Raw genomic sequence first — 19,440 nt, 5'->3', positions numbered from 1 at the left:
GTCCCTTTATATCCGCCATTCTGCCCACCGTTCCTTTACCCTTTGCTCAAACCAGTTGGGGGCGACCGAAATGCCAACCCTGGCCGTAATCCACGCCCATGTCAGCCAATATGCGGGCTGTTTCTGCATCTTCAACATGCTCGGCCACGGTCAGCACCCCTTCCTTGCGCGCAAAATTCGCCAGACTCTCGACGATACCGGCGACTTTGCGGTCCTTACTCATGTTTTGCACCAGCCATCCCTCGATTTTGAGGAAGCTCACCGGCAGGTTCGCCAGATACAGATAGGACGAATAGCCGCTGCCAAAATCATCCAGCGCCAAGCGAAAACCAAAATCGATGAAGGGCTGCAGATCGGCACGCAGCTTGTCCAGACTGACTACGTGCTGACGCTCGGTCAGTTCCAGCACGATGGGCTTGACCGGCCCCAGCGTCACACCGCAACCCTGGCAAAAGCTCATGGCATTGCCCAGCAGCTCTTCGACCAGATCATGGCGCGCCAGAAACTGCGGCGACACATTCACGAAATGCGCGAAGCCCGACGCGCCGCCGCTCTCCATCCGCGCCACGCAGGTCCGCATCACATCGCGCGTGACCTGACGATCGATTTCGGCCATCAAACCCAGACCTTCGGCCAGCTCGACGAAGTCCTTGGCCTCGACAATGTCGCCAGATGGCGTCTCGATCCGAGCCAACGCCTCGTCGGCCACCACTTGGCCGCTCTGCAGATCGACGATCGCCTGCGCGGCATAGCGCACCCGCCCGTCCGCCAGCGCCTGGCGCAGCAGCGACCCATTCCAGGGCGTCTTGCCCCCACGCTGTCCGGCCAGCCGGATCTGGTCGCGGCCGTTGGCCTTGGCCTGATACAGGACATGGTCGATTCTTTCCAGCACGACCTCGATATCGGTATCTTGCGGCTCAAACGCCGCCACCCCCGCCGAAAAACTCAAGGGAATCCCGCCGATGCTGGTCTGCACCGGTTCTGCACGGCACTGATTGAGCAAGCGCCCCATGATGCCGACCGCGTCGTCCGCCAGGCTGCCGTGCAGTACGAACAGAAACTCTTCCCCGCCCCAACGCGCAACCCAGTCGCCTTCGCGTTGCCCGGCTTCAAAACGGTGCGCCATGACCTTCAGCACCTCATCCCCGACCGCATGGCCATAACGGTCGTTCACCATCTTGAAGTGATCGATATCCAGCAGCACCAGCGCGAAGCCGTTGCCGTCGCGCGAAAATCGCGCGACCTCCATCTGCAGCCGCTCCTCGGCCGCGCGCCGGTTGGGCAGGCCGGTCAGCGGATCGGTCAAGGCAATCTGCTCAAGCAACCGCTTCTGCGCGGCCTGATGCAGCGTATTGCCCAGCCAGTCCGCAATTAATCCCATGTAGGCGATATCGACCGCCAGGGGCGGCACGTCGCAGCGCTGGCGCAAAAAAGCCAGCACCCAGCGCGCATCGTCCCCGGCCGTGACGGGCAAGCCCGAGTAGGTCCGCAGCCCGAGCTGGTTCACCAGCGCGTGGTTGGCATACACCGGGTGTTCGCGCAGATCGGGAATATGGCTGGGTTCGCGGCTGAGGTGCACCGCATGGCAGAGCACCGCCTCCACCACCATTTGCGTACCCTCTGGAAGCACGCCAAGCCGGTCGCTGACATAGCGCGCCGTGTAGTTCTCGCCGAAATCGCCCAGCATCACCAGGTCCATGTCCAGCACGTCCGCCGCCATGTCCAGCATGGCGTGGATACGCTCGGCGTCACTGAGCCCGGGTTGCACAGACAGCTTCCACAATGCGTTCAAACGCACGACGTGTGCGTCGCCATAGCTGGCGAGCGCCTGTTCGGGAGGGGGAAGATGGGCTGTCGGCATGGCAAGCCTTGCAACAGTTAACAGACCCCCATTCTAGCCCTACCCGATTGCTACAAAGCGATTGCGCGCAAACGTTCGGCGGCCTGTTCCGGATTGATGGTGTTGACGAACAGGCCCGAGCCCAGCTCGAAGCCGGTTGGAATCGAGGTGCGCGGGCAGATTTCCAGGTGCCAGTGATAACTGTGCGCGTGTGCGCCCTGCTGCCCGTCATGCGGCACCGTGTGTAGAAAGAAATTGTATTGCGCCCCGCCGATGACGGCATCCAGCCGCGCCATGGTGCGTTTCAGCACCCGGGCCAGATCGGGTAGATCCTCTGCACGCAGGTCCAGGAAGTCGGCCTGGTGGGCGAGCGGCATAATATGCACCTCCCACTCATAGCGGCTGGCAAACGGTTTGATCGCGATGAATTTTTCGCCGCGCTCGACCACATACTGACCGACGTTGATCTTGCGTCGCACGGCGCCGGACGCGCGATCGTAAATCGTCGCTTCGAAAGTCAGCGCCTCGTCGATCAACGCGCAGAAAATGCAGTGATGGTGTTTGTCGTAGTGCGCGGCGCTGTTTTTCACCTCGGCATCGACGTTGACCGGCACCACCGGCATGGCGATCACCTGACTATGCGTGTGCGGGATCGAGGCCCCGGCCGCAGGCCCGAAATTCTTGAAAATCAGCACGTATTTCAGGCGCTCATCCGATTCGAACAGCTGCCGCATCCGCGTCTGATAGACGCCAAACAGGCCGGCCAGATGCGATTCGGACATTTCATGCACCGCGATGCCGTGTTCGTGGTGATCGATGATGACTTCATGGCGCCCGTAGCCATCAATGGTCTGCTGCAAGCCGAAATTGAAGCCGGCCTGGGCGCGGTCGTCGCCCAGTACCGGATAGAGATTTTCCACGATGCGGATATCCCAGTCGCCCGCCCCCGGCCAGGCCATGATCTGCGGCGGGGTTTTGTGTTCGTTGCCGCGGCAGAACGGACAGGTTTCGACGTGCTTGCGCGTATCGCGCGGCGCCAGTTCCTCGGCCTTTTTCGGGCGCATGCTGCGCGCGGTGGCCACCAGAACCGATTCGCTCGGCACAATCGGGTTGATGCGGATTTCGCGGACATCTTGGGTGTCGGCTTGGATTTCGGACATGGGCACTTCCTCCTTCCGCAAGCATAAAACAGCCTTATGACGACGGCAGTTCATTCTGCTTATGCCCCCACTCGGACACTTTATCCCCCCTGCAATCAGGGCCTTGCGTTGACGTGGCACGGGCCGGCACCGACAATGTCAGGACTTTGCCGACACTCTGGAGCCCTCCCCATGGACAATGAAAAAGCCCTGCACGACGAACAGCGCCTGATGCGCATGATGCGCAAGACGCTGACTTCCATCGTGCGCGACACCGCGCCGCGCAACGGCAACCCCAGCCCGCTGTCCGAAGCCACCGTACTCGGTATCAAGGATTGCCTGATGGTGATTTCCGTCCGGGAAACCGAACTGTCGCAACTGACCGGCCGCACCCTGGACGAGCGCCCGCACTTCACCGACGACACGCCGAACACCCATGCCGTCAAGATCAGCAGCATTCCCAAAAAGTCGCACTGAAACCCGCCCGAGATGCCGCAAGCCACCAGCCTGTTCACCGATGTCGAATCGAAAGTCGTCGGCACCTCGGCGGTGGTGATTTATTCGCCTTCCGGCAAAAAGCGCAATCGCTTCCCCGAAGGCGTTGTCGAGGTCTATGCCAGCGAAGCCGACGCGCTGGCGCACGCCGATCCGGAAAAAAGCCGCCATGCCGCACTTGCCAGCGGCCCGTCGCGTTCGTCCGAAGGCTTCAAGCTGTTTTATCTGGTGCGCTGGCTGGACTGAAGCCGCCGTTGATCCAGTCCGGCAGGCGCGCCAGAAAGTCCGCTTCCGGCATCGGCCGCGCACAGTAGAACCCCTGCACGTCATCGCATCCCAAGGTCCGCAGCAATTCGAGCTGCGCGCCAGTTTCAACGCCTTCAGCGGTCACTTTCAACCCCAGCGCCCGCGCCAGCCCCATCATGCTGATCACGATGACACGCGCTTCGGCATCCTCGACCATGTCCGCGACGAAACTGCGGTCGACTTTCAAGCGGGTGGCGTCGAGTTGCCGCAGGTAGGCGAGACTGGAATAGCCGGTGCCGAAATCATCAATGGCCAGACGCACGCCTTCTTCCGACAGGCGACCCAGCATGGCCGAGCCCACCAGGGTTTCCTGCATGATGGTCGTCTCGGTCAACTCGAGTTCCAGTAGATTTGCCGGCAAGCCGGTCTCCTGCAACACCTCGGCCACCCGGCCATCGAAGCCCGGGCGACGCAACTGCAGGGCCGACACGTTCACCATGACCGGTACCGCCAGCGTACCTTGACGGTTCCATCGCTGCGCAGCGCTGCAGGCCTCGGCGAGAATCCAGTCCCCCAGCGGCACGATCAGGCCGGAATCCTCGGCCACCGGAATGAAGCGCGCCGGCTCCACCCGCCCCCACTCCGGATGATGCCAGCGCACCAGCGCCTCGACCCCGGTGAGGCCGCCATGCGCCAGCGAAAACACCGGCTGGTAATACAGCACGAACTCGCCGTGCGCGAGCCCCTGGCGCAGGCCGGTTTCGATCGAAAGCCGTTCCCGCGCGCGCGCATTCTGCAACGGGTCGGCGAACTGGTAGGTGTTGCGGCCGCTGTCCTTGGCCGCGTACATGGCGCGGTCGGCGCAGGCCAGCCAGCCTGCCGAATCGAGCGCATCGTCGGGATACTGCGCGATCCCGATGCTCACGCCCACCGACACGCTCTGGCCACCCACCGTGATCGGTTTGGCCAGTTCGGCAATGATTTTCTCGGCCACGTGGCGCGCATCATCGTCATGCAGATACTCGGGCAGCAGAATCACGAACTCGTCGCCCCCCAGCCGTGCCACGGTGTCGTCCTCGCGTACCAGCGCACTCAAGCGCCTGGCCACCTCGCACAGCAAAGCGTCGCCCATGGCATGGCCGAGCGAGTCATTGACGTTCTTGAAGCGATCAAGATCGAGAAACAGGATCGCCGCCCGGCTTTCCATCCGGTGCGCGTGCGACAGCACTTGGTGCATGCGATCGGCCAGCAGGCGTTGATTGGGCAGACCGGTGAGGCTGTCGTGATGCGCCTGTTCGTACAGCTGATCTTCGGACGACTTGAGCCGCGCAAGCTCCTTGCGGGTACGGGTGCGCTGGCGCAGCATCAGACCGGACACCAGCACGAATGCCAAGGTCGCGCCAAACGGCAGCAAGGCCGCCTGCCATAACGCACGCTGCCATTGACGGGCATCGACATCGAGCCCCAGTACCGCCAGCACCCGCCCGCTTTGCGGGTCGACATGCGGCACCAGCGCGCTGACCCACACACCCCAGCGATCCTCGACCGGCCCCTCGGTGAGCGCCTGCCCCCCGGAAAACAGGCCGACCAGCTGCGGGGTCGCCTCGCCATACGCCATGCCGGAAGGCGAAAAATCGGGCGAGCCCGGAGGCTCGGAGTCCGCCAGGAAACGGACATCGTCCTTGCCGCGCAGGACCATCAGATAGACGAAGCGGTACTGCGGGCTCACGCTGCGCAAGGTTTCGAGCTGTTGTTTGATGCGGACATATTCGGGCCGTGTCGCATCGCCCGGCTCGCCACGCAGCGCCTGTACCGCGGTCCAGTCGAACGTGCGTTCCATCAAACGGACTTCGGTCAGCCGTTGTTCGCGCATGCGCGCATCGGCCGCGCTCAAGGTCTGCAGGGTAAACAGGATCCCCAGCAGCACGCCGGCCAGCACCAGCAGCGCTGGTGCGTATTTGGCAAACAGATGGCGCACGAACGACTCAGTCCGAACCGTAGACCTTGCGGCGCACCCGTTTCTTGCGCCGCATCCGCGTCGCCTCGCTTTCGGTGAGCGGCGCGCGTGCCTTGCCTTCATACGGGTTCTTGCCCGTATCTTCCTTGACCTGGATGCGCAGCGGTGTGCCCTGCAGCTTGAACGCCTTGCGGAAGCTGCTTTCCAGATAGCGCTTGTAATCGTCGCGCAGGCCTTCCAGCGCATTGCCGTGCAGGATGATCACGGGCGGGTTTTTGCCGCCCTGGTGCGCGTAGCGCGGTTTCGGGCGGAACAGCCCGGATTTGGGCGGGGCATGCTGCTCCACCGCCATTTCCAGCACGCGCGTGAGCTTGGGCGTGGAGAGCTTGATGAAGGCGGCGGCATGCGCCGCTTCAACATCCTTCAGCAGATTTTCCAGCCCTTTGGCTTTCAGCGCGGAAATGTAGTTGAAACGCGCGAAGTCGAGGAAAGCCAGTTTGCGCCCGATATCGCGCTTGATGTCGTCGCGCTGCTCGGGCGACAGACCGTCCCATTTGTTGATCGCCACCACCAGCGCACGTCCGGCCTCCAGAATGAAGCCCGCCAGATGCGCGTCCTGCTCGGAAATATTTTCCCGCGCATCGAGCACCAGCACCACGACGTTGGCATCCTCGATCGCCTGCAGGGTCTTGATGACCGAAAACTTCTCTACCGTTTCAAATACCTTGCCCTTGCGCCGCACGCCGGCGGTGTCGATGAGGGTGTAGGGTTTGCCGTCGCGTTCGAAATCGACATAAATCGAATCGCGCGTCGTGCCCGGCTGGTCGAATGCAATCACGCGCTCTTCGCCGACCAGCGCATTGACCAGCGTCGACTTGCCAACGTTGGGGCGCCCCACCAAGGCGATTTTGGGGATGCCGAAGTCGTCGGATTTTTCTTCGTCGACCGGAAACGGCGCCAACGCCAGATTCACCAGATCGGCAATGCCATCGCCATGCGCCCCTGAAATCGCCAGCGGATCACCCAGGGCCAGTTCGTGAAACTCTGCCGTGATCACGGCAGAGTTCATGCCTTCTGCCTTGTTGACCGCGAGCCATACGGGGCACGATGCACGGCGCAGACGGTCGGCGATCACCTTGTCCTGCGCGGTCATGCCGCTGCGCGCATCGACCATGAAAATGACGGCGTCGGCTTCGTCAATGGCCTGCAATGTCTGGCGGGCCATTTCGGCCATGATGCCTTCCTTGGCCACCGGCTCGAGGCCGCCGGTGTCGACCACCAGATACGGCTTGTCGCCGATGCGGCCGCGGCCGTAGTGGCGATCGCGCGTCATTCCGGGCATGTCGTGCACCAGCGCGTCGCGGGTCCCGGTGAGGCGGTTGAATAGCGTGGACTTGCCGACGTTAGGGCGTCCGACAAGTACCAGGGTGGGAAGCATGCTTATCCTTGCTGGCAGGCAGATTCGATCTGCATGCCGGTCTGTATGAAGTAATTAATTGAGCTTGAAGGCAACCACGTCGCCCTTGCCCGTCTGCACCGCGAAACCCGGCCCGATATCGACCGGCGCGGTGCGCACGGCGCCGCCCGCCTGGGCGCGCGCCACGAAACTGCCGTCGTCCGCCGACAGCACATGCACGTAGCCTTCGCTGTCGGCCACCACCACCCACGCCCCCAGCGCCAGCGGCGCCGTGATCTGGCGGCGCGCCAGTTTGTCCTGCTTCCAGCCAGCGCGGCCGCTGGATTTATCGTAGGCGGTCACGGTGTCCTTGTCGTCGCTGACATACACATTGCGCTCGTCCATCGCCAGGCCGCTGTTGCTGGAGGTTTCGCGCGCCCACAGCGGCGCACCGCTGGTACGGTCGAAACAGGCGACGCGCCCCTGATAGGCCACGGCGCAGACCTGGCGCATATCGACGACCGGATTACCCATCACATCGGCCACCCGCTCCAGTTCCGTCGCGCCGCGTGGTAAGGCCACCGTGGCCTCCCACAACTGCGCGCCGTTGGTAGCGTTCAAGGCCACCAGCTTGCCGCCGGGAAAACCCGCGTAGAGCACGTCGTCGCGCACCACCATGCCACCTGATCCACGCAGGCTCAACACCGGCAGATTGCGACTGTACAACCATTTGCGGCTGCCGTCGGCGATGGCCAGTCCCTGCACCCGGCCATCGCCGGTGCGGACGATGACCGTATCCGACTGCACCCGCATTTGTCCGATCACTTCGCTCGACAGCGCGACTTTCCAGCGTTGCTGGCCCGTCTGCTGATCGAGCGCGAGCAGTTCGCCTTTGCTGCCGCCCGCCAGCACCAGCCCCTGTCCCACGCCGGTTCCGGCCGACAGTTTCGCTTCGGATTCGACTTTCCAGTGGGTGCGTCCGCTCGACAGGCCAATGCTCACCACCTGATCGCCTCCCGCCGCATAGACCGCGTCGCCATCGGCCTGCGGGCTGAACAGATAGCCCTGCGACTCGCCGCTCTCGGCTTTCCAGGCTTGGCTCAGCGCAGCCGTCGCGGTGAATTCAACCAGCGCTGCGGGCTTGGGCTTGTCGGGCCCCATGCCGACCCAGTCGCTGACCGTGCTGCACCCCGAAACAGCCAGTATCAGACTGGCAACGAGCAGTGGCTTTTTCACTTGGAAGCGCCCCCCAGTGCGTCAAGCTTCAGCTCGACGATGCTGCGGTACGCGCTGTCTTCGGCCATCTTGCCGAACGCAGCCTGGTAGGCGGCACGCGCGTCGGCCGGTTTGCCCTGCGCCAGCAGGACATCGCCTTTCAGGTCGAGAAAGCGGAACGCATAGGCATCGCTATGCGTTGCACCCAGGGTTTTCAGGGCGGCATCGTACTGCTTCTGGTCTAGTTGCACGCCGGCCAGCCGCAGCCGCGCCAGATCCTTGACGAACGGTTCCTTGCTGTTGCTCGCAGCCCATTCCAGCTGGGTCTGTGCGCTCTTCAGATCCTTGCCCATCACGTTCAGCTTGGCCAGCAGCAGCGCCGCGCGCGGGGCATAGGCGGTGTCCTGGTACTTGTCGATCAGCATGGCGCCCGCCGCACGTGCTGCCTTGGCATCGTTGGCCGCCAGCGACTGGGTCAGGTTCTGGTAGACGCTGCCGGCTTCCAGGCTTTGCGTCAGGGTGCGGTTCTGCCAGTAGCGCCAGCCTGCTGCTGCCGCGACGACGATCGCCAGCGCGAGCAGGGTCACACTGCCCCAGCGTTTCCACCAGGCTTTCAGGGAGTCGAGCTGTTCCTGCTCGTCCAGATCGTAAGTTGCCATCGTGCTTTACCTTTAAATGTGTTGCTTGATTCGGAAATTCAGCGCTTCAGATAGTCGATTGCGCGCGCCAGTTCAGCCCGGATTTGCTCTGCGCCATCACGCAAAGGCTTAAGGGTGACCTGCTGCGCGGCGGCCTCGTCGTCGCCGATGATCAGCGCGTAGCGCGCGCGACTGGCGTCGGCCTTTTTCATTTGCGACTTGAAACTGCCGCCACCGCAATGCAGCACGGTATCCAGCCCCGCACCGCGCAGCGCGGCGGCCACTTGCCAAGCATAACGCTGCGCCGCATCGCCGGCGTGAACGATGTACGCGTCGGGCACCGGCGTCGCCAGCGCGACGCTGCCGGTTTCCATCAGCGCCAGCAAGCGCTCGATCCCCATGGCAAATCCTGCTGCAGGTGCGGGCTTGCCGCCCAGCTGCTCGATCAGGCCGTCGTAGCGGCCGCCCGCACACACCGTCCCCTGCGCGCCGAGCTGGTCGGTCACCCACTCGAACACGGTGCGGTTGTAGTAATCGAGACCGCGCACCAGACGCGGATTGATCTCGAACGCAATGCCGTTGTCGCGCAGGATGGCCTGCAGGGCATCGAAATGCGCCAGCGCGTCTGCGTCGATTTCATCCATCAGCCGGGGCGCGGCGTCGTTCAGCGCCTGCATCGCAGGATTCTTGCTGTCGAGAATACGCAGCGGATTGCTGTGCAGCCGGCGTTTGGCATCCTCGTCGAGCGCATCCTGATGCGCCTCGAAATACGCGATCAGTTTGGCACGGTGACGCTGCCGCGATTCGGGGTCGCCCAGGGTATTGATCTGCAGGCTGGGGGCGATCCCCAAACGCTTCCACAGATCGGCGCACATCACGATCAGTTCGGCGTCGGTATCCGGCCCGGCAAATCCCAGCGCCTCGACCCCCACCTGATGAAACTGCCGGTAGCGGCCCTTTTGCGGCCGCTCGTGACGGAACATCGGGCCGGCATACCACAGCCGTTTACCGCCGTCGTACAGCAGATTGTGCTGGATTACCGCGCGCACCGCCGACGCCGTGCCTTCCGGACGCAGGGTCAGCGACTCGCCGTTGAGTTCGTCGACGAAGGTATACATTTCCTTCTCGACGATATCGGTCACTTCGCCGATGGCGCGCTTGAACAAATGCGTCTGCTCCAGAATCGGCGTACGCATCTCGCGGTAGCCGTAGCGCCGCAGCCAGTCTCGCACGATGGACTCGAATGCCTGCCAGGTATCGCTCATCTCGGGCAGGCAGTCGTTCATGCCACGCACGGATTGAATGTTGTTGCTCATGTTTGAATCGTCTTTGTTGATCCGCGAACAGCCTGATGGCGGTTCGCGGACATGGGTTTGTTCAATTTCCGTACCGCTGCCGCACATAGTCTTCGACTATGGCCTGAAATTCATGCGCGATCCTGTCGCCCTTTAGGGTGACGGTTTTCTCTCCATCAACGTACACCGGCGCGACCGGCACTTCGCCGGTACCCGGCAGCGAGATGCCGATGTTGGCGTGCTTGGATTCGCCGGGACCATTGACCACGCAGCCCATCACCGCCACCTGCATCGACTCGACGCCGGCGTACTGGCCGCGCCACACGGGCATCTGGGTACGCAGATAGGTTTCGATGTCCTGCGCCAGTTCCTGGAACACGGTCGAGGTGGTGCGGCCGCAACCCGGACACGCCGTGACTTGCGGCGTAAACGCACGCAAGCCCAGCGCCTGCAGGATTTCCTGGCCGACCTGTACTTCCTTGGTGCGCTCGCCGCCCGGCTCGGGGGTCAGGGAAATCCGGATGGTGTCGCCGATGCCCTGCTGCAGCAGCACGGACAAGGCCGCGGTCGATGCCACGATACCCTTGCTGCCCATCCCCGCTTCGGTCAACCCCAGATGCAGGGGATAGTCGCACGCAGCGGCAAGATCCTGATACACCGAGATCAGGTCCTGTACCCGGCTCATCTTGCACGAGAGGATGATCTTGTCGCCGCCGAGGCCGAGCTCCTCCGCCTTGCGCGCCGACTCCAGCGCCGAAGCGACCATCGCGCGGCGCATCACCACTTCGGCATCTTCCGGCTGCGGCAGACGTGCGTTGTCGTCCATCATGCGCACCGCCAGCGCCTGGTCGAGGCTGCCCCAGTTCACGCCGATGCGCACCGGCTTGTCGTAGCGGCAGGCCACTTCGATCAGGGTCGCGAACTGCTCGTCGCGCTTGTTGCCACGCCCGAGATTGCCGGGATTGATGCGCAACTTGGCCAGTGCCTCGGCGCACTCGGGCACCTGCGTCAGCAGCTTGTGGCCATTGAAATGAAAGTCGCCGATCAGCGGCACCCGGCAACCCAGCGCGTCCAGACGATCGCGGATGCGCGGCACCGCCGCCGCCGCCTCCAGCGTATTGACGGTGATGCGCACCAGCTCCGAGCCGGCTTCGGCAAGCGCCTGCACCTGCTGCACGGTGGCCGTGATGTCGACGGTATCGGTGTTGGTCATCGACTGCACCACTACAGGCGCATCGCCGCCGACCAACACGTTTCCGACCCGCACCTGGCGGGAATTGCGACGCACTATCTGAGACATCATTCTTCCAGCGTGGCTATTCTTCGAGGGTGAAACGGGCAACCGTCACATCGACAAATGGCTTCAGATCGATGGGGCGGCCGTTATAGGTGAGCTTCGCCTGCGCCGCGTTGCCGATCACCAGGTTGAACGGGGGCGTGCCTGAAACATCCACGCTGCTCCCCGCCGTATTGAGTTTGCGCAAGAGCATGTTGCCGCTGGCATCCTTGATCTCGGTCCAGGAGTCTGCGCCGAACTCCAGATGCAACGCCCCTTTTGCCACCCCCGGCACCGACGCCGCGGGCGCCCCGGCATCGGCCGGCACAGCAGGCGGAACCACAGCAGGCTCGGCCGGCGCGGCCTCCGGCAAGACAACGGGCGGTGCGGCAAGCGGCACTTCCATCGCCGGCGCGGGCACAACTGCAGGCGCAGCTGCGGGTACCGGAACAGGAGCGGGGGCAGAGCGTGAATGTTGCACAGGTGCAGGCGCAGGAGACTCTTCCACATCGCTGTTGAGCCACCAGTACAAGGCAACGGGGATCGCCCCCAGCAACAGCGCCCCCAGCAACAGCAGGAGCAGCCAGGGCGAAGTCAGCCATGATCGGGACGATGGCGTCGGCAAAGGACTCACCGTTGCGGGTTCGGCCGGTGCGCCTTCCATCCGCGCCAGCAAGCCTTCTGGCGCCAGGCCCAGCAGGCGCGTATAGTTGCGCACGAAGCCGCGCGCAAACACGGGCTGTCCGAGGCTGGAAAAATCATCCGCCTCCATCGCTTCGATCTGGCGCTGCATCAAATGCAGACGAATCGCCGCATTTTCCAGGGCAAGCCCCTGCGCCTCGCGCGCTTCGCGCAATATCTGGCCAACCGATGCCTGAACCTGTTCGCTCATTCGTACTTCCCAGCCTGCAACAATTGCGCTTCGTTTGAATCGGGAAAGCGTTTGCGCAATTGCAATCCATACGCCGCTTCCTGTGCGCGGTCGCCCAGTTTGCGTTCCAGACGCACCCCCAGCCACAGACTGGCCGCCGACGGCTGCGCCAGTTCGTCATGCCGGTCCAGCAAGCGACGCGCATCCATCAGGCGCCCCTGACGGAAATTCAGGTCCGCCAGGCTCAGAAGGGTCGCGGGGTTGTCGGGCTGCAGTTTCAGCGCTTTCAGCATGTACTGCTCTGCCTGCGACATGTCGCCTTTCTTTTCGGCGCACAGGCCCGCATTGATCAGGGCGCGTTCAGGCTGGGCGTACAGCGGATTGTTCAGCGCCTCGGTGAACTGGGCCTGCCCGGCCTCGTACTGGCCGCGCGTACACAGAAACCAGCCATAGTTGGTGCGCGCATTGGAATCCAGCCGGTTCAGATCGATGGCGCGACGAAAATTGTCATCGGCCAGCTTGTCCTCACCCAGCGCCATGTAAACCAGGCCATAGACGTTATAAGCGGGGCCATAATCACTTTCCGCAGCAATCGCCTTGCGCAGTTCATCGAGCGCGATTTTGTACTGGGCGCGATCGTAATAGGCTGCCGCCAGTTCAGTGAAGGTACGCGCGCGCTGGGTCGCCGCGCTGGCGCTGCTGATCTGGGCAAATCCGCTGGTTTTTTGTTCAGGTGCTTTCTTGCTTGTCGTACAACCGGCAACAAGCAAGGCCGCGGCCAACACCATCCATTTTTTCACGCTGCCTCCTGATTCATACGTTTCATCACGCGTCCGCTCTTGTCGGCCACCTTGCCTGCAAGCTGGCCGCACGCCGCGTCGATGTCGTCGCCTCGCGTCTTGCGCGTGGTGACGACATAGCCCGCGTCCTGCAATATTTCACGGAACGCGCGCAGCGTGTCGTGACGCGGTTTTTCATAACCCGAATCGGGAAACGGATTGAATGGGATGAGATTGAATTTGCACGGCACATCGCGCGTCAGTTCGATCAACTGGCGTGCGTGCTCGGGCTGGTCGTTCACCCCGGCCAGCATGACGTACTCGAAGGTAATGAAATCGCGCGGCGCATGCACCAGATAGCGCCGACATGCCGCCATCAGCTCGCGCAACGGATACTTCCTGTTGATCGGCACAATCTGGTCGCGCAGCGCATCGTTCGGGGCATGCAGCGACACGGCCAGCGCCACCGGACAGCGCTCAGCCAGCCGGTCCATCGCCGGCACGATACCCGAGGTCGACACCGTCACGCGCCGCCGCGACAGACCATAAGCATGGTCATCGAGCATGACGCCGAGCGCCGTCACCACATTCTCGAAATTCGCCAGCGGCTCGCCCATGCCCATCATCACCACATTGCTGACTGGTCGCTCGGCGATTTCGCCTGCGCCGTGATTGGACGCGGTGCGATTGACTTCACCACGCAGGCTGCGGTTGGCGACCCACAACTGGCCGATGATTTCCGCCACGCTGAGGTTGCGGTTGAAGCCCTGCCGCCCAGTCGAGCAAAACGTGCATTCCAGCGCACACCCTACCTGCGACGACACGCATAGCGTGCCGCGGTCGTCTTCCGGGATGAAAACCGTCTCGATACCGTTGGCAACGCCGACATCGAACAGCCACTTGCGCGTGCCATCGTTTGAGGTATGCGCATAGCTGATTGCAGGCGCCTGCACTACGGCATGCAGCTGCAGCTTTTCGCGCAGGCTTTTGGCGATATCCGTCATCTGCGCGAAATCGGCCACGCCGGACTGGTGTATCCAGTGGAACACCTGTTTGGCACGAAAGGGCTTCTCGCCGAGTTCAGTGAACCAGGCTGTCAGTCCTTCGAGATCGAAATCGAGCAGGTTTTGCGGCATCCAGTCAACCGATCAGCGGCTATACACTTCGCTCGCGGGGAAGAAGTAGGCGATTTCCTGCGCAGCGGTTTCCGGCGCGTCGGAGCCATGCACGGCATTGGCGTCGATGCTCTCAGCGAAATCAGCGCGAATGGTGCCGGGTTCGGCCTTTTTCGGGTCGGTTGCGCCCATCAGTTCGCGGTTCTTGGCAATCGCGTCTTCGCCTTCCAGCACTTGCAACACCACCGGGCCCGAGATCATGAAGTCGACCAGATCCTTGAAGAAAGGACGCTCGCGATGCACGCCGTAGAAACCTTCGGCTTCCTGACGCGACAGGTGTTTCATCTTCGATGCCACCACCTTGAGGCCATTGCTCTCAAAGCGGCTGACGATCTTGCCGATCACGTTCTTGGCGACGGCATCGGGTTTGATAATGGAAAAAGTGCGTTGGACAGCCATGTGTTGCTCCAGAAAGTTAGGTAAAACGTTCAAAAAACCATGTAAATCAGCCCGCTAGCATAGCACGAGGCCCTCTTGCCGACCCCATCTATCGTCGACAAAACGGCTATATGACGCATTCACCCCGCCCGACAACCCGCGGTTGCACCCCGGCTTCGCCGGGCGCGGCAAGCGCATCGGCATCCAGCCCGATGTGCGCCGCCCACAATAGCTGGCCGTTGCACCATAGCAGCGGCAAATGACCGCGCTGCCAGGGCGGGATGGAGTGCTCCTGCAGCAGGTTTTTCAGGCTGCGGTGCGGGCCGCCCGGATGCAGGCGCAGGCGCTCGCCACCCTGACGCACGCCCAGCGTCACCTCCCCCGCATCCAGCAGGGCACACTTCAAGCCGGCGCCTTCAACCGTCTCAAGACTGACGGCCACGCCGGCTGCGGGAACCTGCAGAACCGCCTCGCCCTGCCAACGCACCGGCGCAGCGTAGGCAGGCGCCGCCGGCACCAGATAGGCGCCGCCGCGATAGCGCCACAGCGCGTCGTGCCCCAGACCGACGCATACGCGGGCGTCCTGACGGGCGTCGCGCAACTGCTGCAGGGCCTCGTTGAGTTGCCGCATATTGGGCTGAGGGTGGCCGCGTTGCTCGATGAAGTAGCGCAACAGGTTGCGCGCGCGCGGCCCCGACAGCGCATCGAGACACGCGCAATCCAGCCGCTCGCCTGCAATCGCCGTCGCGGCATCCAGCCGCGCCAGATCATCGAGCAATCCGGACGCCTCGGCCTGCAGGCCGGCCGCCCGTGCAAGGGTTGCGTCCGCACCGGGGAAATGAGCGTTCAACAAGGGCAGGACGGACTGGCGCAAGGCATTGCGGCGGTAGCGCAGATCCTGATTGCTTTCGTCTTCCACCCACGCCAGTTGATGCACGCGCGCATAGTCGAGCAAGTCTGCGCGCGTCATGCCCAGCAGCGGCCGCCAGTGCGTCGCCCGCCAGCCGCGCCGCGCCTGCATCGCCGCCATCCCCGCCAAGCCTTTCGGCCCGGCACCGCGCAGCAACTGCAGCAGCAGGGTTTCCGCCTGATCGTTGAGGTGGTGCGCGGTCAGCAGGAAGTCGGTGTCAAGCGCAGCAAAAATTGCCTGGCGTTCACGGCGCGCCGCCGCTTCGATGCCCGCCGCATCGTCACGCGCAATCCGCACCCGATGAACCGTCAGTTCAAGCGCATGCGCCGAACACAAATCAGTACAAAAATCCGCCCAGGCGTCGGCGTGCGCCGACAGGCCATGGTGAACGTGAACCGCATTGAGATGAAACGGATGATGGGCACGCAACGCCAGCAGCGCGTGCAGCAGAACGACCGAGTCCACCCCGCCCGATAAAGCCAGCGTCAGCCGGGCGTGTGGCGCAACGTGGCGCGCCAGTCCGGCCGCCACGGCGGCAGGGACAGGGCTATTTGGCAGGCGCTTCCTTGAAGCTGCCATACGCACGCAAGCGTTTGTAACGCGCGTCCAGCAGCGCATCCAGCGGCTGTTTGCGCAACTCGCCCAGGGTATCGGTCAGCGCGCGGCGCATCGTCTGGAACAACGCATCCCAGTCGCGTTGTGCACCGCCCACGGGTTCTTCGACGATGCGATCGACCAGGCCATTGGCTTTCAGCTTGTCGGCCGTGATCGCCAGCGTTTCAGCGGCCACCGACGCCTTGTCGGCGCTTTTCCACAGAATGGACGCGCAGCCTTCGGGCGAGATGACCGAATAGGTCGAATATTGCAGGATCAGCGTACGGTCGCCGACGCCGATCGCCAGCGCGCCGCCCGAGCCACCTTCGCCGACGATGGAGCAGATCACCGGCGTACGCAGCTCGGCCATCACGTAAAGATTGCGGGCGATGGCTTCGGACTGGCCGCGCTCCTCCGCGCCGATGCCAGGATAGGCGCCCGGCGTATCGATGAAGGTGAAAACCGGCATGCCGAATTTTTCCGCCAGCCGCATCAGCCGCAGCGCCTTGCGATACCCCTCGGGGCGCGGCATGCCGAAATTGCGGTAGATCTTTTCCTTGGTGTCGCGGCCCTTCTGGTGGCCGATCACCATTACCGGCTCGCCGTTGAAGCGCGCCATGCCGCCGACAATCGCCGCGTCGTCGGCAAATGCGCGGTCGCCATGCAATTCGGAAAAGTCGGTAAACAGACCCGCCACATAATCCAGCGTATAGGGCCGCTGCGGGTGCCGCGCCACCTGAGACACCTGCCAGGCGTTGAGCTTGGCGTAGACGTCCTTGGTCAGCGTCTGGCTTTTTTTCTGCAGGCGGCGGATTTCTTCCGAAATGTCCAGGGCGGAGTCGTCCTGCACAAAGCGCAGCTCTTCGATCTTGGACTCAAGTTCGGCAATGGGCTGTTCAAAGTCGAGAAAGGTAGTTTTCATTGAAAGTCTGGAGCAAACCGTCACAGAGAACAGGTAGCCGAGCATTTTAACCCGGACACTTCATGAAGTGTCCGGGGAGACAGCCCGGCCGCATTTATCCCATACGAATCAATGATGGTGGTGGCCGTGCTCGCCGTGTGCATGGCGATGCGTAATTTCATCCGCCGTCGCTTCACGCACGTCGGACACCACGCACTGGAAATGCACCGCCTGCCCGGCGTACGGGTGATTGCCATCGACCACCACTTTGTCTTCGGCGATATCGGTCACGGTGTAGAGCATTTCCTCGCCGCCGCCGTCGGGTGAACCGACGAACTGCATGCCGACTTCGATGTCGGCCGGAAAACTTTCGCGCGGCTCCATGCGCACCAGATTTTCGTCAAACTCGCCGAAAGCGTCGGCTGGCTGCAACTTCATTTCCACTTTTTCGCCCGTGGTCTTGCCGTCGAGCGCCCGCTCGACCAGCGGGAAAATATTGTCGTAGTCGCCGTGCAGGTAGCTGACGGGCTCATTGCTCTCCTCGAGCAGGTTGCCGTCTGCATCCTTGACGATGTAGGTGAGGGTTACAACGGTGTTTTTGACGATATTCACTTGAGTTCCTTTGGCAATGAAAATGAGGGTATTCCGGGTTGCGACCTAGATGAGGCGAGTTCCCGAATACGGAGGCTGCCACGTAATTTCCGGCAGCATTCTAACAGGCCGCCCCCGACGGCATCGTTATAATCGGCGGTATGACCCAAACCCTGCTCGGCGGCTTGAGCCCCACCCGTTTCCTGCGCGACTACTGGCACAAACGCCCGCTGTTGATCCGCAATGCCGTGCCGGGCTTTTCCGGCCTGCTGACCCCCGACGCCATGCAGCAGCTGGCAACGCGCGAAGACGTCGAATCGCGACTGGTCCAGGGGGCTGGCCGCCACTGGCAATTCGACCACGGCCCCTTCAGGAAAAGCGATTTCAAACGGCTGCCCAAGCGCGAATGGACGCTGCTGGTGCAATCGCTCAATCATGTGCTGCCTGAAGCGGATGCCCTGCTGGCCCGCTTCAATTTCATCCCGCACGCCCGGCTGGACGATCTGATGGTGAGTTATGCCGTGCCCGGCGGCAGCGTCGGCCCGCACTTCGATTCGTATGACGTGTTTTTGCTGCAAGGCCAGGGACACCGCCGCTGGCAGATCAGCACCCAGACCGACCTGACGATACTGGACGATGTACCGCTCAGGATCCTGCGCCATTTCGAGCCCGAGGAGGAATGGCTGCTTGGCCCCGGCGACATGCTTTACCTGCCGCCGCATGTGGCGCATTACGGCGTCGCCGAAGATGCCTGCATGACCTATTCGATCGGCTTCCGCGCCCCCACGACCCACGAACTGGCGCAGGGCTTCCTGATGCACCTGCAGGACAGCGTGACACTGGAGGGCCGCTACGCCGACCCCGACCTGCGCCTGCAAGCCCATCCCGGAGAAATCGGCCGCGCCATGCTGCGCCAGATCGAAGCCATGATCGCCCGCATCCACTGGAGCAAGCGCGATATTGCGGAGTTCACCGGGTGCTACTTGTCCGAACCCAAGCCGAATGTGTTTTTCGACCCGCCCGAGGCCCCCGTCAGTTTCGCGGCCTTCAACAAGCGCACCGGAAAAACGGGTGTCACGCTGAATCCCAAGTCCCGTCTGCTGTTCATCGGCAGCCGCTTTTTCATCAACGGCGAAGCCTTCGACAGCACGGCGGATGAGACCGCCGCCCTGCAACAACTCGCTGACCACCACCAGCTTGCCGCCGTTCCAGCCACGCTGCGCGAGCGTTTTTACGAATGGTACGAAGCCGGCTGGCTGGAGATCGCCCCATCATGACTGAGTTCGCAACCCCTTCTGAATTGCACGCAGCCTTCGATGCGCTGCTGGCGCGCACCCATCGCCAGCTGCGCGTGTATGACTCCGACCTGAGCCTGCTCGACCTCGACCACCTGCCGCGCCATGCCGCCTTGCGCGCCCTGTGCGTGGCCGGCAGCGGGCATCGCATCGAGCTCTTGCTCGACAACATTCATCACCTCAGCCGCGATTGCCCGCGCCTGATGCAATTGCTGCGCGACTTCAGCCACGTCCTCGAAATTCGTCAGGCCGACCCGGATATGCCGCGTCCCGATCAGGCGTTTGCCATGGCCGACCATCACAGCGCGCTGATCCGCGCGGACAAAGCCGCCTTGCGCGGCGTGCTCTCTCTGGACGATCCCAGCCGCACCGTCAACCTGCACCAGAGCTTCGAGGCGATGTGGCAGCGCGCGCAAACCCACGTCTCGGCCACAACTCTGGGCCTGTAA

Annotated in this window: 19 protein-coding genes; 4 read left to right on the top strand and 15 right to left on the bottom strand. The window is 62.9% G+C overall.

Annotated features, from left to right (window positions below):
• Positions 1-46: 46 nt before the first annotated feature.
• Positions 47-1,861: an EAL domain-containing protein gene (locus IV098_RS07105; RefSeq protein WP_296887495.1), complete on the bottom strand. Its 1,815-nt coding sequence runs from the start codon at positions 1,859-1,861 to the stop codon at positions 47-49.
• Between the two features lie 50 nt (positions 1,862-1,911).
• Positions 1,912-3,000 (bottom strand): galactose-1-phosphate uridylyltransferase, encoded by a 1,089-nt coding sequence (locus IV098_RS07100; protein WP_296887493.1) that lies wholly within the window; start codon positions 2,998-3,000, stop codon positions 1,912-1,914.
• Between the two features lie 171 nt (positions 3,001-3,171).
• On the opposite strand from IV098_RS07100, the gene IV098_RS07095 reads away from it, so the two are divergent.
• Both IV098_RS07095 and IV098_RS07090 read left to right on the top strand, forming a co-directional pair.
• Positions 3,172-3,456 carry a hypothetical protein gene (locus IV098_RS07095; protein ID WP_296887491.1) on the top strand — a complete coding sequence of 95 codons (285 nt, stop codon included), beginning with the start codon at positions 3,172-3,174 and terminating at the stop codon, positions 3,454-3,456.
• Positions 3,457-3,468: 12 nt separating this feature from the next.
• Complete coding sequence (locus IV098_RS07090) at positions 3,469-3,720, top strand: hypothetical protein (RefSeq protein WP_296887489.1); 252 nt, start codon at positions 3,469-3,471, stop codon at positions 3,718-3,720.
• Here the strand turns inward: IV098_RS07090 and IV098_RS07085 are convergent.
• The 13 genes from IV098_RS07085 to IV098_RS07025 form a co-directional block, all read right to left on the bottom strand.
• On the bottom strand, positions 3,686-5,698 hold the full coding sequence (locus IV098_RS07085; RefSeq protein WP_296887487.1) for an EAL domain-containing protein: 2,013 nt from the start codon (positions 5,696-5,698) through the stop codon (positions 3,686-3,688). The two genes, IV098_RS07090 and IV098_RS07085, sit on opposite strands and share 35 nt — an antisense overlap.
• 7 nt (positions 5,699-5,705) lie before the next feature.
• The gene (gene der / locus IV098_RS07080; RefSeq protein WP_296887484.1) at positions 5,706-7,115 is read right to left on the bottom strand and encodes a ribosome biogenesis GTPase Der; all 1,410 of its coding nucleotides are present in this window, start codon (positions 7,113-7,115) and stop codon (positions 5,706-5,708) included.
• Between the two features lie 54 nt (positions 7,116-7,169).
• Positions 7,170-8,309 carry an outer membrane protein assembly factor BamB gene (bamB, locus tag IV098_RS07075; RefSeq protein WP_296887482.1) on the bottom strand — a complete coding sequence of 380 codons (1,140 nt, stop codon included), beginning with the start codon at positions 8,307-8,309 and terminating at the stop codon, positions 7,170-7,172.
• Entirely contained in the window at positions 8,306-8,947 is a 642-nt protein-coding gene (locus IV098_RS07070) for a tetratricopeptide repeat protein (RefSeq protein WP_296887481.1), read from the bottom strand. The genes bamB and IV098_RS07070 overlap by 4 nt, the downstream gene beginning before the upstream one ends.
• Positions 8,948-8,985: 38 nt before the next feature.
• Positions 8,986-10,242, bottom strand: coding sequence for a histidine--tRNA ligase (gene hisS, locus IV098_RS07065; RefSeq protein ID WP_296887479.1), 1,257 nt, complete (start codon positions 10,240-10,242; stop codon positions 8,986-8,988).
• A gap of 61 nt (positions 10,243-10,303) precedes the next feature.
• Positions 10,304-11,524 carry a flavodoxin-dependent (E)-4-hydroxy-3-methylbut-2-enyl-diphosphate synthase gene (gene ispG / locus IV098_RS07060; protein WP_296887476.1) on the bottom strand — a complete coding sequence of 407 codons (1,221 nt, stop codon included), beginning with the start codon at positions 11,522-11,524 and terminating at the stop codon, positions 10,304-10,306.
• A gap of 13 nt (positions 11,525-11,537) precedes the next feature.
• Positions 11,538-12,389 (bottom strand): RodZ domain-containing protein, encoded by an 852-nt coding sequence (locus tag IV098_RS07055; RefSeq protein ID WP_296887475.1) that lies wholly within the window; start codon positions 12,387-12,389, stop codon positions 11,538-11,540.
• Positions 12,386-13,168 (bottom strand): type IV pilus biogenesis/stability protein PilW, encoded by a 783-nt coding sequence (gene pilW, locus IV098_RS07050; RefSeq protein WP_296887473.1) that lies wholly within the window; start codon positions 13,166-13,168, stop codon positions 12,386-12,388. The genes IV098_RS07055 and pilW overlap by 4 nt, the downstream gene beginning before the upstream one ends.
• Positions 13,165-14,283 carry a 23S rRNA (adenine(2503)-C(2))-methyltransferase RlmN gene (gene rlmN, locus IV098_RS07045; RefSeq protein WP_296887470.1) on the bottom strand — a complete coding sequence of 373 codons (1,119 nt, stop codon included), beginning with the start codon at positions 14,281-14,283 and terminating at the stop codon, positions 13,165-13,167. Before rlmN ends, pilW begins: the two co-directional genes overlap by 4 nt.
• A 12-nt stretch (positions 14,284-14,295) precedes the next feature.
• Complete coding sequence (gene ndk, locus IV098_RS07040) at positions 14,296-14,721, bottom strand: nucleoside-diphosphate kinase (protein ID WP_296887466.1); 426 nt, start codon at positions 14,719-14,721, stop codon at positions 14,296-14,298.
• Between the two features lie 106 nt (positions 14,722-14,827).
• Positions 14,828-16,189, bottom strand: coding sequence for a tRNA lysidine(34) synthetase TilS (gene tilS / locus IV098_RS07035; RefSeq protein WP_296887463.1), 1,362 nt, complete (start codon positions 16,187-16,189; stop codon positions 14,828-14,830).
• Complete coding sequence (locus tag IV098_RS07030; protein WP_296887461.1) at positions 16,158-17,126, bottom strand: acetyl-CoA carboxylase carboxyltransferase subunit alpha; 969 nt, start codon at positions 17,124-17,126, stop codon at positions 16,158-16,160. The genes tilS and IV098_RS07030 overlap by 32 nt, the downstream gene beginning before the upstream one ends.
• Before the next feature lie 108 nt (positions 17,127-17,234).
• Positions 17,235-17,717 (bottom strand): peptidylprolyl isomerase, encoded by a 483-nt coding sequence (locus IV098_RS07025; RefSeq protein WP_296887459.1) that lies wholly within the window; start codon positions 17,715-17,717, stop codon positions 17,235-17,237.
• Between the two features lie 140 nt (positions 17,718-17,857).
• On the opposite strand from IV098_RS07025, the gene IV098_RS07020 reads away from it, so the two are divergent.
• Complete coding sequence (locus IV098_RS07020; protein ID WP_296887453.1) at positions 17,858-18,973, top strand: cupin domain-containing protein; 1,116 nt, start codon at positions 17,858-17,860, stop codon at positions 18,971-18,973.
• Positions 18,970-19,440 (top strand): hypothetical protein, encoded by a 471-nt coding sequence (locus IV098_RS07015; protein ID WP_296887447.1) that lies wholly within the window; start codon positions 18,970-18,972, stop codon positions 19,438-19,440. The genes IV098_RS07020 and IV098_RS07015 overlap by 4 nt, the downstream gene beginning before the upstream one ends.

The organism is Thiobacillus sp., assembly GCF_018780105.1.
Taxonomy (GTDB): Bacteria; Pseudomonadota; Gammaproteobacteria; order Burkholderiales; family Thiobacillaceae; genus Thiobacillus.
Note: the sequence above shows the minus strand (reverse complement) of the source record. Positions and strands in the feature narration are given on the sequence as shown.

What these genes read in the sequence shown, in the direction of transcription:
- IV098_RS07020 (WP_296887453.1), top strand. Translation starts at nt 17,858, where the DNA reads ATGACCCAAACCCTGCTCGGCGGCTTGAGCCCCACCCGTTTCCTGCGC.
- hisS (WP_296887479.1), bottom strand. Translation starts at nt 10,242, where the DNA reads ATGAGCAACAACATTCAATCCGTGCGTGGCATGAACGACTGCCTGCCC.
- IV098_RS07015 (WP_296887447.1), top strand. Translation starts at nt 18,970, where the DNA reads ATGACTGAGTTCGCAACCCCTTCTGAATTGCACGCAGCCTTCGATGCG.
- IV098_RS07070 (WP_296887481.1), bottom strand. Translation starts at nt 8,947, where the DNA reads ATGGCAACTTACGATCTGGACGAGCAGGAACAGCTCGACTCCCTGAAA.
- rlmN (WP_296887470.1), bottom strand. Translation starts at nt 14,283, where the DNA reads ATGCCGCAAAACCTGCTCGATTTCGATCTCGAAGGACTGACAGCCTGG.
- IV098_RS07105 (WP_296887495.1), bottom strand. Translation starts at nt 1,861, where the DNA reads ATGCCGACAGCCCATCTTCCCCCTCCCGAACAGGCGCTCGCCAGCTAT.
- tilS (WP_296887463.1), bottom strand. Translation starts at nt 16,189, where the DNA reads ATGGCAGCTTCAAGGAAGCGCCTGCCAAATAGCCCTGTCCCTGCCGCC.
- IV098_RS07095 (WP_296887491.1), top strand. Translation starts at nt 3,172, where the DNA reads ATGGACAATGAAAAAGCCCTGCACGACGAACAGCGCCTGATGCGCATG.
- der (WP_296887484.1), bottom strand. Translation starts at nt 7,115, where the DNA reads ATGCTTCCCACCCTGGTACTTGTCGGACGCCCTAACGTCGGCAAGTCC.
- IV098_RS07055 (WP_296887475.1), bottom strand. Translation starts at nt 12,389, where the DNA reads ATGAGCGAACAGGTTCAGGCATCGGTTGGCCAGATATTGCGCGAAGCG.
- ispG (WP_296887476.1), bottom strand. Translation starts at nt 11,524, where the DNA reads ATGATGTCTCAGATAGTGCGTCGCAATTCCCGCCAGGTGCGGGTCGGA.
- IV098_RS07100 (WP_296887493.1), bottom strand. Translation starts at nt 3,000, where the DNA reads ATGTCCGAAATCCAAGCCGACACCCAAGATGTCCGCGAAATCCGCATC.
- IV098_RS07090 (WP_296887489.1), top strand. Translation starts at nt 3,469, where the DNA reads ATGCCGCAAGCCACCAGCCTGTTCACCGATGTCGAATCGAAAGTCGTC.
- ndk (WP_296887466.1), bottom strand. Translation starts at nt 14,721, where the DNA reads ATGGCTGTCCAACGCACTTTTTCCATTATCAAACCCGATGCCGTCGCC.
- IV098_RS07030 (WP_296887461.1), bottom strand. Translation starts at nt 17,126, where the DNA reads ATGAAAACTACCTTTCTCGACTTTGAACAGCCCATTGCCGAACTTGAG.